General features: G+C 50.8%; 13 protein-coding genes and 3 pseudogenes. 7 read left to right on the plus strand and 9 right to left on the minus strand.

Translation table 11 applies throughout. From position 1 onward, the window contains the following. Positions 1-175 precede the first annotated feature (175 nt). The 3 genes and pseudogenes from GOB81_RS09450 to GOB81_RS17700 form a co-directional block, all read left to right on the plus strand. Positions 176-646 (plus strand): IS5 family transposase, encoded by a 471-nt coding sequence (locus GOB81_RS09450; protein ID WP_173570181.1) that lies wholly within the window; start codon positions 176-178, stop codon positions 644-646. A 99-nt stretch (positions 647-745) separates the two neighbouring features. Next, on the plus strand, positions 746-1,855 hold the full coding sequence (gene rsgA / locus GOB81_RS09455) for a ribosome small subunit-dependent GTPase A (protein ID WP_173570182.1): 1,110 nt from the start codon (positions 746-748) through the stop codon (positions 1,853-1,855). 522 nt (positions 1,856-2,377) lie between these two features. After that, a pseudogene (locus tag GOB81_RS17700) lies at positions 2,378-2,545 on the plus strand (IS5/IS1182 family transposase); the annotation flags it as partial. On the opposite strand, the pseudogene GOB81_RS17705 reads toward GOB81_RS17700, so the two are convergent. Beyond that, a pseudogene (locus tag GOB81_RS17705) lies at positions 2,536-2,628 on the minus strand (IS5/IS1182 family transposase); the annotation flags it as partial. The pseudogenes GOB81_RS17700 and GOB81_RS17705 sit on opposite strands and share 10 nt — an antisense overlap. A 64-nt stretch (positions 2,629-2,692) precedes the next feature. Continuing rightward, a complete protein-coding gene (locus tag GOB81_RS17965) occupies positions 2,693-3,412 on the minus strand; it encodes a TetR family transcriptional regulator (protein ID WP_198912107.1) in 720 nt (239 codons plus the stop codon). A 248-nt stretch (positions 3,413-3,660) separates the two neighbouring features. On the opposite strand from GOB81_RS17965, the gene GOB81_RS09470 reads away from it, so the two are divergent. The 4 genes from GOB81_RS09470 (at position 3,661) to GOB81_RS18025 (ending at position 7,496) form a co-directional block, all read left to right on the plus strand. After that, positions 3,661-4,719 (plus strand): aromatic ring-hydroxylating oxygenase subunit alpha, encoded by a 1,059-nt coding sequence (locus GOB81_RS09470; protein ID WP_173570183.1) that lies wholly within the window; start codon positions 3,661-3,663, stop codon positions 4,717-4,719. Beyond that, entirely contained in the window at positions 4,706-5,659 is a 954-nt protein-coding gene (locus GOB81_RS09475) for a PDR/VanB family oxidoreductase (RefSeq protein WP_173570184.1), read from the plus strand. The genes GOB81_RS09470 and GOB81_RS09475 overlap by 14 nt, the downstream gene beginning before the upstream one ends. A 31-nt stretch (positions 5,660-5,690) precedes the next feature. After that, positions 5,691-6,932 (plus strand): FAD-dependent monooxygenase, encoded by a 1,242-nt coding sequence (locus tag GOB81_RS09480; RefSeq protein ID WP_173570185.1) that lies wholly within the window; start codon positions 5,691-5,693, stop codon positions 6,930-6,932. Positions 6,933-7,298: 366 nt separating this feature from the next. Continuing rightward, complete coding sequence (locus GOB81_RS18025; protein WP_408736921.1) at positions 7,299-7,496, plus strand: hypothetical protein; 198 nt, start codon at positions 7,299-7,301, stop codon at positions 7,494-7,496. Between the two features lie 246 nt (positions 7,497-7,742). Here the strand turns inward: GOB81_RS18025 and GOB81_RS09485 are convergent. From GOB81_RS09485 to GOB81_RS09515, 7 genes and pseudogenes are all read right to left on the minus strand, one after another. Beyond that, a pseudogene (locus GOB81_RS09485) lies at positions 7,743-8,463 on the minus strand (IS6 family transposase). A gap of 92 nt (positions 8,464-8,555) precedes the next feature. Further along, positions 8,556-8,843: a hypothetical protein gene (locus GOB81_RS09490; RefSeq protein ID WP_173570187.1), complete on the minus strand. Its 288-nt coding sequence runs from the start codon at positions 8,841-8,843 to the stop codon at positions 8,556-8,558. Positions 8,844-9,449: 606 nt separating this feature from the next. Beyond that, entirely contained in the window at positions 9,450-10,343 is an 894-nt protein-coding gene (locus GOB81_RS09495; protein ID WP_173570188.1) for a hypothetical protein, read from the minus strand. Further along, complete coding sequence (locus tag GOB81_RS09500) at positions 10,343-11,365, minus strand: hypothetical protein (RefSeq protein ID WP_173570180.1); 1,023 nt, start codon at positions 11,363-11,365, stop codon at positions 10,343-10,345. Before GOB81_RS09500 ends, GOB81_RS09495 begins: the two co-directional genes overlap by 1 nt. A gap of 211 nt (positions 11,366-11,576) precedes the next feature. Then, entirely contained in the window at positions 11,577-11,897 is a 321-nt protein-coding gene (locus GOB81_RS09505) for a hypothetical protein (protein ID WP_173570189.1), read from the minus strand. Between the two features lie 2 nt (positions 11,898-11,899). Further along, on the minus strand, positions 11,900-12,325 hold the full coding sequence (locus GOB81_RS09510; RefSeq protein WP_173570190.1) for a hypothetical protein: 426 nt from the start codon (positions 12,323-12,325) through the stop codon (positions 11,900-11,902). After that, on the minus strand, positions 12,325-13,887 hold the full coding sequence (locus GOB81_RS09515; protein WP_173570191.1) for a phage tail protein: 1,563 nt from the start codon (positions 13,885-13,887) through the stop codon (positions 12,325-12,327). The genes GOB81_RS09510 and GOB81_RS09515 overlap by 1 nt, the downstream gene beginning before the upstream one ends. Between the last annotated feature and the right edge of the window lie 11 nt (positions 13,888-13,898).

Genomic DNA, 13,898 nt, shown 5'->3' on the forward strand with positions numbered 1-13,898 from the left:
GTATCGTGATCAGGCTGATATCCCATGGCGTGATCTGCCGACGCGTTTCACTGACTGGAAAAACGTTCACAGACAACTGCGTCGCTGTTGCTAAAGGGTTGTGATCGAGCGCATTTTCGAAATCTGACTGTCGATCACGACAGTGAATACAAGATGATCGACGGGACGATTGTCTGTGCGCACCAGCACAACGCGGGTGTCCGTAAAAAAGGGGCACGGATCAGGTATTGGGCACTCCTCTGGCGGACGGATCACGAAAATCCATGCCGTTGTCGATGCTACACGAAAGACCCTCGCCCTTTCCCTGACACCCGGTCAGAGAGCCGATATTACTGAAGCAGAGCCATTTCTGGATGAAATAAATCCCCAGGTCTTTATAGCTGAGAAGACCTATGATGCTGATCCACTCATCGAAAAGCTCGAAGAACAACAGATCACAGCGGTCATCTTTTCAAAGAAAAATCGCCGTAATCCACACACAATCCGCTTCTCGCTGTACAAAAGGAGAAACGAGATCGAACGCTTCTTCGTTAAACTGAAGCAGTTCAGAGGCGTAGCAACACGCCATAACAAATTGAAATCAACATTCCTCGCAGCAGCCCAACTTGTCTCTGCCGTCATCGGCCTAACTGACGACAAGCCGTAGTTGTTTACTGTTTTTCTTGACAAGGCCTCAGGCATACAGGCAGGCAGTTGCTGCGGCTAGATTAGGCAGATTAAGGGCACGGTCAGGATTATCAATTCCGTGATCGCTTTTTCTCCTGATCAAGCCCTCACATTTGGGGCACTGTTGGTGGTGTTCCCTTTCGCCACGAAAGACAGCTTCCTGACCTTGCTGACATCCTATGGCTGGAACGCCATGATAGCGCTTTCCTTCCAGCAGTCTTCTGAGAGTGATCTGCTTCCCGGTCGCGTTATTTCCCAACAACGTGGTCTTCTCGCTGTCATCACGGAAAAAGGTCTCCTACAAGCAGATACTGCGGGACGGCTCCTCCATACATCGGATCCACTGGAGAGACCTGCGATTGGCGACTGGGTTGCGTGCCAGCCGCGTCTGGATGAGCAACGCGCCACAATTCACGCCGTAATGCCCCGCATGACCTGCTTCGTCCGCAAAGAAGTCGGCAGACGTCTTCAGGTGCAGGTCATTGCCGCCAACATTGATGTGGCATTTCTTGTCATGACGATGGGCAAGGATTTCAATCTGTCTCGTCTTGAGCGCTACCTGACTCTCACGACAGAAAGTGGCGCCAGACCTGTCGTCGTTCTGACCAAGGCAGACCTGTGCGATGATATTGAGCCCATCGTGGCGTCGGTCAGAACCTGCGCTCCATCGATTGACCTCCAAGTCGTGTCCGCTCTTGAAGGCAAAGGTCTTCAGGAGATTGCCTCATACCTTACCGGACAGCGCACAGGTGTCATGCTGGGAACATCGGGCGCAGGAAAGTCGACACTCCTGAACGCCCTGATGGAAACAGAACATGCAGCCACAGGACCGGTCTCAGCGCACGGTGGGCAAGGAAGGCACACCACGACCCACCGGGAGTTGGTCTGCCTACCCTCGGGCGGTCTGCTCATTGACACGCCGGGCATGCGGGAACTGGGAATGGTCAATGCCCGCGAGAGCCTTTTCGCAGCCTTTGCTGATCTTACTGCGGAAATCGAGGTGCTTGCTCAGCAGTGTCGTTTTCGGAATTGTCAGCACGAGGTCGAGCCTGGCTGTGCGGTTCGGACCGCCTGCGAGGATGGACGGTTTGATGAACGTCGCTGGAACAACTGGATCAAGCTGAAGCACGAAATCGCTCATCAACAGCAGAAGAAAGATTCTGCTGGCAAAAGGACGTCACGGCGGTAGCATTTCCGCCTCAAGCGACTTTGACGGAAATCAAAGTGGAGCAATTAATCTGGCAGAGAGCGCGAAGCGTCAGGAACGATGCCTCGCTTTGCCAGTCCCGGTCGAGGAGTGCTGACTGCGGCCACGTCTCAGGCCGGAATTTCGGAGTGGACGTGCCGCTGTCATTTTCTCGATGAAACCGGAATGGCAGGGCTGGGTCACGCAGAAGGATTAGAGTGAAGGTCTGTCACCACGGCGTGGGGGAGCCGTTTTAATTGAGGCTAGCCCAAGGTGGCACAGCACTCTGGCTTCTTCCCATCAGAAGGAGCCGAATGATGACAGAGACCCTGTGTATCGTTGCGATCAGCCCCCTTCGCCAGTGACTGTTTGATGATATGGCAGTCGGTCAGTTCTCACAGGAGACGCAACGCAACTACCTTCGCGATGTCGGCAATTTCGCCACGTTTCTGACCAATCTCCCGACATGGTGAGGACGGAGGAGGTTCGCCCGTTCCCGATCGAGCAGAACGCGGCGGCCATGCCGACGCTGATGATGAACCGCCACCCGACAGCCAGCTCATGTGGTGCTCGGATACTCACGAATTCCGGCAGGCTTACAACGCTCAGGCTGTCGTCTGCACCGATGGCTCTCAACTGATCGTGACAACCGGCGTTGTCGCTAAATCAGCCGAGATGCCTCTTTCCGCAGCTTTGCCACCGACATGGCCTTTACGACCCGGGAGAAGATCCTTTATCCGCCCCCACTGACTGTCGCTCAGACTATACCGCCACATTTACGTATTTCCTCTGAAAAGCAGGGAGAAAACATCATGGAACGAGATTACAAGGCTCATACCGTCATACGTTAGCTGACGACACACCCTGCGAATGGCTACTGCCTAAACCGCTGACAATGAACGAGATAACTTCCTGCATGAGATGGTGTGCATCTTCAGCATTGTAGGCATCCGGCATCAAGTCCTCCATTCGATGAGTGTCCGACAGAGCATACAAGTATGTGCCGATCATCAGAGTCATGCGCCACTGCACATCGATGCGGGCCAGGTGGGGCAGGGCATCGTGTAAGGCCTCGACATAGAGATGCGTCGACTCGTCATAGGCCTGTTTACGAAGGTCATAGGACAGGTTCGGAGGCTCCGTGTGTAGTCTGGCGTGCAGCCTCAGGTAGGCGCGACCCTGTGCCGTGGCACGCAGGTCCAGCACGGGCTGGAGGAAGGCTTCCACGAGGGCGGCCACGTCGCGCGCTAGTCCTCGTCTACGGAGTTGGCTCAGATTTTCGATGCGGCAATCGGCGATGACAGTCGCACGTCGGAGGAAGGTCTCGCTGAAGAGCCCGAACTTGGAGCGAAAGTAGTAAGTGATCAGCGCCTGAGTGATGCCTGCATGTTCCGAAATCTCACGCATGGTCGTCCCAGCGTAGCCATTATCGGCAAAGATCATTTCGGCGGAGTTAAGGATATCGGCGCGAACCTGTCGCTTCCCCCCCTCCGGACGGCCTGGTCGCTTCGCCGCCGGTTCGGTTACTGCGAGACCTCGACGGCCTGATATCCCACTCACGCCGCCTGCACCTGAACGTTGAAGTGACCAACAGCATCATAAAATGCACATATATTAGGCTTGTGCATATTTTGTGGTCTGCTTTCGAGGTTCGCGGAAACGAATGTACAAAAAACGCGCATTTCTGGCTTGACTCGATCCATAATGTCATCGCTAGAGTTATTTATATGAGCGGCTAAATAGATTATGTCAATTATATAGTCGTATAATTAATTATGCCAACAACCCGTAGCCTGTGAGGAGACCTCATGTCTGTCACAACCCTTTCCGCTCATCAGCCAATAACCGCCCAGGACGGCTGTCGTGATCCAGTCATGCTCAACAGCTGGCACGTCGTGGGCTTCGCCACAGACTTCGTTCCTGACACCATCTATCCGGTGCGACTGCTGGAGCGCGATCTGATCGCCTGGCGCTCTGCCGAGGGCACCATCCATGTATGGGAGGATTTGTGCATCCATCGTGGCGCTCGACTGTCGAAAGGCTGGATCAAGAACGATCGGGTCGTCTGTCCATACCATGGCTGGCAATATGATGGGACAGGCCGCTGCACACTGATGCCAGCGGCTCCAGACGAAACACCGATGAAGAAGGCGGTCGCTTTTCCCTATCGCGCGGTCGAGCGCTACGGGTTCGTGTGGGTATGCCTTGGCGAGCCGTTCGAAGATATTCCAGTCTTCCCGGAGTGGGACGATGAGCATTTCCTGAAGGTCCACAACGGTCCCTACAACTATGCCGCCAACGGGTTCCGGGCGATTGAGAACTTCATCGACGCCAGCCACTTCCCGTTCGTCCACGCTGGCCTCAACGGCGTGATGGAGAACCCGGACCGGCTCGAACCCTATGAGGTGCATGAAGTCGAAACCGGGCTGCGTTCCTCGGAAGTGCAGGTCTTTCAGCCATGGGGCGACGCACGCGGTATTCCATTGATGGCTTTCTACACCTACTACGCCTTTCGCCCTCTGGTGGCCTATTTCTCCAAGCGCACTCAACAGGCAGATGCCAAGGGTGACATCGTTTCGGAAGAATCCGACCTCTTCACCACCTTCTTCACTGCCCAGCCGGTCGATGAGAAGACGACGATCGTTCGCGTTTGCGCAGCGATGAACATGCAGCCGCATCCAGATCCGAAGGTCGTACGCGACAGAGCTGACGTGGTCTACAGCCAGGATCGTGAAATCGTCGAGACACAGCGGCCGGAACGTATCCCGACTGAACTGCGCTACGAACTTCATCACCGAACCGACCTGATGGGTCAGCGCTATCGGACCTGGCTGCGCGCCAAGGGCATCTCCTATGGCGTCATCTGACTCATCGCTGCGGCTGCGGCTCGTCGAGATCGCTTATGGCGCGCCGGGGATCAACCTGTACCGTTTCGCCTCGCTCGATGGCGCGGTGCTCCCGGATTTCGCACCGGGCGCGCATGTCGATCTCGAGATCACGCCAGACACGGTGAGACAGTACTCGCTACTGTGGCCACAGCCTTCGCCTGAGCGCTACGAGATCGCGGTGCAGGATTCGCCTGAGGGTCGAGGTGGCTCGGGGATTTGGCATCGGGAAACGGTTGTCGGTGGGATTTACTGCCTTTCCGTTCCGCGCAACCATTTCCCACTCGATTTGGCTGCATCCGCGCCGTACTGCCTGTTCGCCGGTGGCATCGGGATCACACCGATCATATCGATGTATCGTCAGCTCGTGGCTAAAGGCTTGTGCGTAAAGCTCCATTACTGGACACGCGGTCCAGAAGCGGCGTTGTTCCGCGAAGAACTAGCGGCGGCTCGGGATGGCAGCGTGCTGTTGCATGATACTTCCAGCGTGGCTCCGCGTCTCGCCGACATTCTCCCCGGCGTGTCGGAGGGCACCCTGCTGTATTGCTGCGGGCCCGGACGTATGATCGACGCGTTCGATGCGCTGACGGCGGAACGTCCTCTTGCACTCGTGCATCGCGAGCGGTTCGCTGCTGCTCCGCTCGACACCACTCCGACCGACGGCTTCTCCATTCGGCTGATGCGCTCCAAACGCACCCTCGAGGTAGCGCCGGAAGAAACCGTTCTGAGCGTCTGCCTCGCAGCCGGCATCGACCTTCCCTACTCGTGCGAGGAGGGGGTCTGCGGTGCCTGTGAGGTGCGGGTGCTGTCGGGCCAGATCGATCATCGCGACCAAGTGCTCTCGGCCACTGCCAGAGCCACCGCTGACACCATGATGGCCTGCTGTTCACGCGGACTGACCACCCTGGAACTTGACCTTTGAACTGGCCATACCGCGCCTTCAGGAGCTTCCCATGAAGAACAACTTTCGCGTGGCAATCGTCGGCGGTGGCATCGGCGGCGTCGCGCTGGCCCGCAGCCTTGATCGTCTCGGGATCGACTGCCATCTGTTCGAGCGCGCCTCCACCTTCGGTGAGATCGGTGCTGGCGTTCAGATCACGCCCAATGCCGTCAAGGTCCTGCAGGCCCTTGGCCTGGAAAGTGAACTGGCCCGCGTCGGCTTTCTCCCCGAGGCGATGGTCGGCTTCAACTGGCAGAGCGGTCAGGAGCTGTTTCGCACACCTCTGCGTGACACTTGCCCAGACCTCTTCGGTGCTGCGTTCTATCACGTCCATCGCGCCGATCTGCATGCGATGCTGGCCAAGGACATTCCCGCCGAACGGGTGACGCTTGGTCTTGCCTGCACTGGATTGCGTCAGGAAGGCGACAAACCGGTGGTCTGTTTCGAAGACGGCAGCGAGTTTGCGGCCGATCTTGTGGTGGGTGCCGATGGCGTGCGCTCTGTAATTCGCGCTTCGCTCTGGGGTGATGAGCCAGCAAGCTACACCGGGCATATGTGCTGGCGCGCGCTGGTGCCGGTCCAGTATCACCCGCTGCCCTACGTCACGCCAACATCCGCCTTTTGGATGGGCCCGAAGGGTCACGTCGTGACCTATTACGTGAAAGGGGGTGCGATGGTGAATATCGTCGCGGTCAACGAGAATCACGACTGGATTGAGGAATCGTGGACCGTCAAGAGTGAGCAGGCTGAACTGATCGGCGCCTTTACGGGCTGGAACGAGAACCTGATCCGCTTGTTCCAAGACACCGACCCCGACCAAATCTACAAATGGGGATTGTTCGACCGCGATCCGATGACACGGTGGTCGCAGGACACTGTCACGCTTCTCGGCGATGCCGCCCATCCGATGTTGCCTTTTCTTTCGCAGGGCGCTGCGATGGCGATCGAAGATGGCTATGTCCTGGCTGAGGCTCTCGACACGTTCGGAACTGACCAACTCCGCGCCGCGCTCGAGGCGTATGAAGCCGAGCGCCGTCCCCGCACCGCGCGCGTGCAGCTTGAGGCGCGCGAACGTGGCCGAACTTATCATCTTTCCTCGCCCGAAGCCTTGCGCGAGCGTGATCTGGCTTTTCAGCGCGAGCAGGCGGACAATCCTAACGCGGTCGGGATCAAGGCAGAGTGGGTTTACCAGTACGATGCCCGTACGTGCCGCGACCGCTTCCACACTGCGTCTACACTGGTCGTGGCATCTTGAGCATCATGCCATTGCCCTATCTCCGAACTCTTGCTGATCTTGATCCCTTCAATAGTTGGTCATTATTGGCATGACAGAGGCTCTGTTGCCTAAACCGACGATTGGTAGAGCTGATCTCTTTGAATGATCGTTATTTTACCGGATGGGTTCTGTGTTTGGAGTTCCGAGCACGGTGAAGCGATCAAGTTCGACAACACGGACATGAAATTCTGTGATCTGGCAGTCAAAATCCCCTGCTATCAGACGGTGACCCAGAAGCTGGAGAGTTCGAAAACCCCTTCTTTTCTGGCCGGATGACGACTAGAGCTCTTTGATATCGCTATATGGAGAGAATCGTGAATAGGGTTTTTCGAACCCATCACTTACATCCGGACGCAGGAAGGCTGGATTTATCTGTCTGTCGTGCTTGATCTTTTCTCAAGCCGGGTGATCGGATGGGCCTTGGATGCCCTCATGACCACGGATCTTGCCATCAGGGCCCCCAGGCAAGCCATAAACCGTCACAAATCCGCCTCGTGTGTGCCTCCACCACGCAGATCCCGGCAGTCAGTATTGCTCAGATGAGTATCGCAGGGTTCTTGTTGATCAAGGCTGCATTGTTTCCATGAGCGGAAGGGACAATGCGGTCACGTAGAGCTTTTTCAAACCCTAAAGGCCGAACTTCTATGGCGATAGAACTGGAAAACACGCCATGACGTCAAACAAACGGTAAATCATTATATCAGTAATTTCTACAATCCGAAAAAGCGTCCTTCAGCGGAGATGTCACGTTAACTGGCAGGGGATATAGGAAGGCCACTGCCGGGGTTTTCAGGCTATGAGAGCGGTTGCGTTGTTCCATTGGGCGAATGCCCGGACACGATGGACGTGGCGGGAGATCGCGTTGTCGATGGAGGCGGGCGGGACGAAGAGATTGCGAATGGCGGAGAAGATGGAGACGAAACGCTGACAGCTGCCGGGGGAGCGGAATTTCTGCATGACCCGCTCCTGCTTTCGCAACGGCAGATGACTGTTCTCCGCTCGGTTGTTCAGCCCCTTGTGGGACAGATGCCGGATCGATGATTTCAGCTTGCGCCTGGCCGCGCCATAGGAAGCCAGCTTGTCCGTGACCATGCGTTTCGGGCGGGCGCCCTGCCTTGCCAGCAGTCGGGTCAGCAGGCGCTTCGCGGCCTTTGTATTCCGCCTTGTCTGGAGGATTTCGTCCAGGACGTAGCCGTCCTGATCAACGGCGCGCCACAGCCAGTGTGGCTGGCCGCGAATGACGATCCGCACCTCGTCGAGATGCCAGATGTCTCCACATTCCGCAGGTTTGCGGCGCAGGGAGCGGGCGAAGGCCGTCCCGAACTTCCGGCTCCAGCGGCGGATGGTTTCATAGGAGACGATGATCCCACGCTCGAGTAGCATCTCCTCGATCAGACGGAAGCTCAGCGGAAACCGGAAATACAGCCACACCGCATGCGCGATCAGCTCCTGCGGGAAACGATGTCGCTTGCAGCTCACACACGCCTTGCTCATCGCCGCCGTCTACCATACCGGAGTTTATGTGACATCACCGATTGAGGGGATGCGGGAACAGATGGATGGGATCATCGCTTCGGCTCCGATGTTCGTAATGCGCATCCGTCAGGCATTGCCGGTCTGCTCTTCGAGGAGCGTTGATGCTTGGGTGATATCATCGACGTAGCCCGCGATGATGATGAAGCGAAGCAGTCGGCCAAGTGCATCCGCCATCATGTGGAGTTTGGTGGTCAATCCGCCTCGGGAGCGCTCCAGCGCCTGATTCCGCCCCCCTTTTCCGGTCGCCGCCTGCTGGTGGGCGCGGACGATGCTGCTGTCGATCATCAGATACTGGTTGTCGCGGTCGGTAGCCAGTACGGTGCACGTGCGCTCCCATACCCCAGAATGAGACAAGTTTTGGAAATGCGGTTGCACTGTCTTATATTTTTCATAGCGTTCCGGATCCCCATTATTCGCTCCGCACATCAACTCGGAGCCTTATGAATCAGCGTTCAGACCAATTGGGAATCGTGAGTGTCGATCCGTCCCAGCCTGTGCAAAACGGATATGCTGGCTAATCGCGCGCCAGTCAGCCGGTTACAGCCTCTTCAAGTCAGGTCGGATTGGCACCGAAACATCCCTGAAAATGTTAACTTTTGCTACTGCAGAACAAGGCGTCTGAACTTCCGCTATCACCATCATGTCGGTCATTTATGCGATCGACTACGGTGATACGATCTTTGTTCTGAAGAGCCGTGATCATTTGTGATGGGCTATCAGGCGTCAGGTCAAGGGATGAGAATGTTAAGAGGAAATTCCACCACCTTGATTTAAATCGTAAGCGGGAAGAGTGAGACTAGTAAGTGAAGTTATCCATGTTTCAGACAGATTATTGGTCGTCATAATGCGATTAGCTTGCGTTGCATCACCCAGATATCGGGCTGCTATATGCCACAGTGAGATATCACTGGGGCTGACAGTGATTTGATTCTGTGAAGATGACATAACAGCATTCCTTTTTTACTGTATTGCAGTTGAAATATTTGTGCTGATCCTGTTCAGGTAGGACGAATTTAGCAATGAAGAGGACGATACAGCGGAATAGGAGCTTGCTGATATCAAGGAGGCCGCATTAGAGATTAAATTTCCTTGGGAATTTGCAGCAATTGAATTCAGCTCTGTGTTTGATTCTGTTGATAGTTCTGAGTTATTACTCGACGCACTATTTATCAGTGATTGGAAACTTAGCAATTCTGTGTTGGTTGTAAGCGAAGATAAGGCTCCTGCTTGAGTTGATATTCCTGAAAGCTGAGCTGAAAGTAGGGAGACACTTCCGCCACTACCAAATAAATTGGCCAGTGGTGTGATTTGTCCCAAATATGCGCTTCCTGAAGCGGAAACCAGAGACGCCGTGGATGATACTTGAGAGAGTAAATTTGTAACAGTAGATAATGCATTGGTCGTATCTTCCCCCAGCAAAGTCATCAGAGCAGATCTTGTGGAAGAAGATGTTGTGATATCATCTGGAATAACTTCGCAAAAAATTCTATAAGGAATGATTGTTCCCTTTTTTGTATACATTGCCTGAAACGCGGTAATGACAACATTTCGCGAAATTCCTCCTCCCGTAAATTCGTATATATCTCCATTTCGCGTCATTGAATCTAGTGTTTGTGCTCGCTGGAGGGCTGTAGTGCCTCTGAATATTCCTTCCCATGCCAAAGGATGATCGTAATATCCGTTAAGGACAACGGTCTTTCCACCTCCCGCTTGTCTGAATGTTTCGGTGGCTTGGTAGCCCCCCCATTCCAACTCAGATGGAACTTCGGTATCACTAAAGGCAACAGTGCCCAATGTAAAAGCCTGTGCTCCTAACGCAGATTCTATACTAGAGACTATTCCAAGAAAACTCATTAGATATGTAACCCTGGGTGGCTAGGAATGCTTTGTATCCAAGACATTAAGGATCCTGTCGGTGCGCCAGTAATAGAATGCATTGTATCGTTATGAAAATAGCTCGTATATTTTTTATTTTTTGGGGCATTGGGTTGAGGGATATGTAATTTTAGTTCTGAATTTTTTAGCCCCACAGAACCACTTTGTTTGTTTAACTGAGGTTTTAATATAAAATTTTCGATAGACTTTTTTCGTCCGTATTCCTTATTTTTATGATAGATGTTCGGCAATGAGAACGATGGTTTTATAAAAAAACCTTGCATTTCATTTGAGTTTTTTTTGACGTGATCGGAAGTTGCATGTGAAGTATTTTTATCTATAAAATGTAAGCGTAAATTATTTTTTCTGATAAAATTATTTATATTAATTGGTATTTTATTGTTATTTTTGTAAACTAGTAGATTACCATGATTACCATGATTACCATGATTACCATGATTACCATGATTACCATGATTACCATGATTACCATGATTACTAATAATTTGTTTTTTTAGTAAACTGATCGTCGCGCTTTTTAACGTTCGTTTAAATACACTTTTCTCATTGTTATTTTTTAAATATTTTTTAAATAAATTTATGTTTTTTTTATTTTTATCGGGATTTATAATCTTTTTATATGGACGTATGTTGCTGTTGCTGTTGCTGTTGCTGTTGCTGTTGCTGTTGCTGTTGCTGTTGCTGTTGCTGTTGCTGTTGCTGTTGCTGTTGCTGTTGCTGTTGCTGTTGCTGTTGCTGTTGCTTGTAGATTTTTTAATCTCAGTTTTTATTTTATTTTTTTTAATATAAGATGCAAAAGAAGGTCTCCTAAATATCTCCACGTGCTTTTTATTATATAAACTATCGTTTATATCCGTAACTGGATTTTTTTTTAAAAATAGTTTTGATATTTTAGGTATTTTTTTTGTATTATTTCGAATAAAATTTTTTATTTTATGGTCTACTGAGATATGATTCCAATTAAACTTCTTGTATATCATTATTTTATCATAACAATTTATATTAATGAAAATATATTAAACAGGCACTAACTAGTCCAGGAAAGACGCTCCCAAGAAAATTCCCCTCCATCCATTTCCCCTATGACCACAAGGGCGGCGGCTCGCTGTTTCCAATCCCACTCCATAATAAGATCATAGGGAACATTAGATTTTAATAGCGTCAAAATTATATAGAGAGATGGAGAGGTTGCTAGTTTTTTATTGATTCGATTTCGTCAATTAACGCAGGTGATTCCGAAGTGTCGAAATATTTTTCAAGTGCCTCAATCCCGTCGTTACCAAGTTCATCTGCAAGATCGCGAATGCTTTGTTTGTTTGTCGGAAAAGGGATGGGAATATTGTTAATGGCACGAATAGAACACCATTGTTGCACGACACTCAGGTAAGCATCATTTCTGGCCCCTTCTGCTCCACAAGCTAAAATGAGATCAAGCATTTCTCCAGGCGTAATTTCACGGAAAGTTAATTTTTTGCCGGACTCACAATTAATTTCAATATTTTTCTTGTCCATGCTTAGATGGCTCTTCTCTGGCTAGCGAAAAAAGAAACCGTTTGCGATACTACACTTTCAGCAGTAAATCGGCCAGCATTAGAAAAAGACAATGTCAATCCGCTATATTCAAATTTTGATGTGCTACCATCACTTTCTTGTATATAGCAGTAAAGAACGCCAGACGAAATTGTATTTGAATTCCAAAAAGCCAACTCATCATCATTAAATATTGTATCTAATGCGGAATTTCCTCGGTCAATTGTAAATGTTCCTCTCCATCCAGCTGGCGTATTAAATTCAACTGGAGGTTTATTTAATGGAAAAACTCTTTGGGTTTGAATTTCTTGATGAGTAGTAAAATCAGTTACATCCTGAATATCAATTCGGCTCCCATTCCAAATTAGAATTATAGATCCTTGGCGTCCAAGGGTATATGTCGTAGCCATTAGTTACTAGAGACCGTTACATCGGCCCCCCCTGTGATATTGACGATGAATTTTTTATTGATACCGAAATATGTTACACTAATATCAGCCTGTAGAAACCCAAGCGATGTACGGGACTGTGGGTTGTTTTGAGTAGAACAGATGACCGAGTATGGCACTGTTCCAGAGGTGGTTCCAATAACACCCTGAGACTCAAGATCAGATAAAAATCCCGTTAAGGTCGCCTCTACATCTGAAAATAAAGTTGGAGAGATAGGTTGTCCAATATAGATTCCCATTCCTCCGGCGATGGTTTCGGAAATGAAATTAGTAACTCTGGTATATTCATCACCATTTATTTCGGAATTACTGGAAATATTAATGCCGGCTCTTACTGCCCAATACGACCCACCGGGTGCCGGATTGCAAATGACATCTATACCATTGCTAAATAAAGCTTCTAATTCAGCAGAGGAATATGTTAAAGTTTGTCCTGAGCTAACCAATCCTGATTTTTGACTGCCGATGATACCATAAAGCTCTTTGTTTAGACTTGGTAGTTGTGGAGATAATGCTGCTAATTTGCCTGCGGCAAAACCAGAGGGAGAAACTAGGCGCGTTAAAGCGTTTTCCGAGTCGTACCAATAAATCCAGTCACCTAAGAGCGCTTTGAGAGCGTAACTATCGACTCCCACTGAGCTCCTTTTTGTAATGGCGGTGTCTACACTTTCACCTGCAGGCCCGGATGTCAGCATGTATATACCTTCATCAAGACCGAATGCCGCTTGAGTGGTCCAGGTCGTGTCATCTGTTACTCCGGATAGGATGCCAATACTGCATTGTTGTCCACGGAGAGAGTACATTCCTGTTCTGGTCGTGCCATCATTGCCGACAAGAGTTTGCGAAACTACATTTGTGTTGCCGTCTGTTCCACCTGTTAAAGGCGTCGTGGCAATCGCCGCAGGCGCTACAGTTGTGTCTGTTCCAAGGGATGCGACCACAATCTGGCTTGGTCCACGAACGGAAGATTGACCACTATTGATGGCAGAAACTAAAGTGCTCCAAAAAGCGGGATTTCCACCGTTGGCTGAAATATTATCAAATACTTCTGGTATTTGAGTTGGAATTGCTACAATGATTTTCCATGTGTTGGGGGCAGATCCCGACAAGATTTGGAATGTTATATTATTTCCATATGACCCGGTATATTTAGAATTCAGAATTATTTGCGTTGTAGTTGAGTCTTTTTCGGCAACAACAGAGACTGAAGCTGGACTATCTGTCCCATCCGTAACCCGGACCCCAACAAAATCACTAGCCCCTTGTAAAATGGCAGTCGAAACGGTTGTTGCCAAATCATACGAGGATTGCTGCATTGGCCCAAATGCAGCAATTCGTTCAACCGAAGTTCCAAAAACTACAGGAGTATTGATGGGTCCCCAGCTTCCTGTTCCAACCACTCCGATAATATCTGTTTGAGCACCAGATAATGATGTAGCACCGCTAGTGACTATCTGTATGTATAAATCTGGAACAGTAAGGCTTGATGTGTTGAGTGTTCCGTATTGTGTTATTGAAGTCATCAATCACCTAG

Origin of the sequence: Acetobacter conturbans, from assembly GCF_011516755.1 — a bacterium.
Taxonomy (GTDB): domain Bacteria; phylum Pseudomonadota; class Alphaproteobacteria; order Acetobacterales; family Acetobacteraceae; genus Acetobacter; species Acetobacter conturbans.

Coding starts and splice junctions, on each gene's coding strand:
- GOB81_RS09470 (WP_173570183.1), top strand. CDS start 3,661: ATGTCTGTCACAACCCTTTCCGCTCATCAGCCAATAACCGCCCAGGAC.
- GOB81_RS09475 (WP_173570184.1), top strand. CDS start 4,706: ATGGCGTCATCTGACTCATCGCTGCGGCTGCGGCTCGTCGAGATCGCT.
- GOB81_RS09480 (WP_173570185.1), top strand. CDS start 5,691: ATGAAGAACAACTTTCGCGTGGCAATCGTCGGCGGTGGCATCGGCGGC.
- GOB81_RS09495 (WP_173570188.1), bottom strand. CDS start 10,343: ATGAGTTTTCTTGGAATAGTCTCTAGTATAGAATCTGCGTTAGGAGCA.
- GOB81_RS09500 (WP_173570180.1), bottom strand. CDS start 11,365: ATGATATACAAGAAGTTTAATTGGAATCATATCTCAGTAGACCATAAA.
- GOB81_RS09505 (WP_173570189.1), bottom strand. CDS start 11,897: ATGGACAAGAAAAATATTGAAATTAATTGTGAGTCCGGCAAAAAATTA.
- GOB81_RS09510 (WP_173570190.1), bottom strand. CDS start 12,325: ATGGCTACGACATATACCCTTGGACGCCAAGGATCTATAATTCTAATT.
- GOB81_RS09515 (WP_173570191.1), bottom strand. CDS start 13,887: ATGACTTCAATAACACAATACGGAACACTCAACACATCAAGCCTTACT.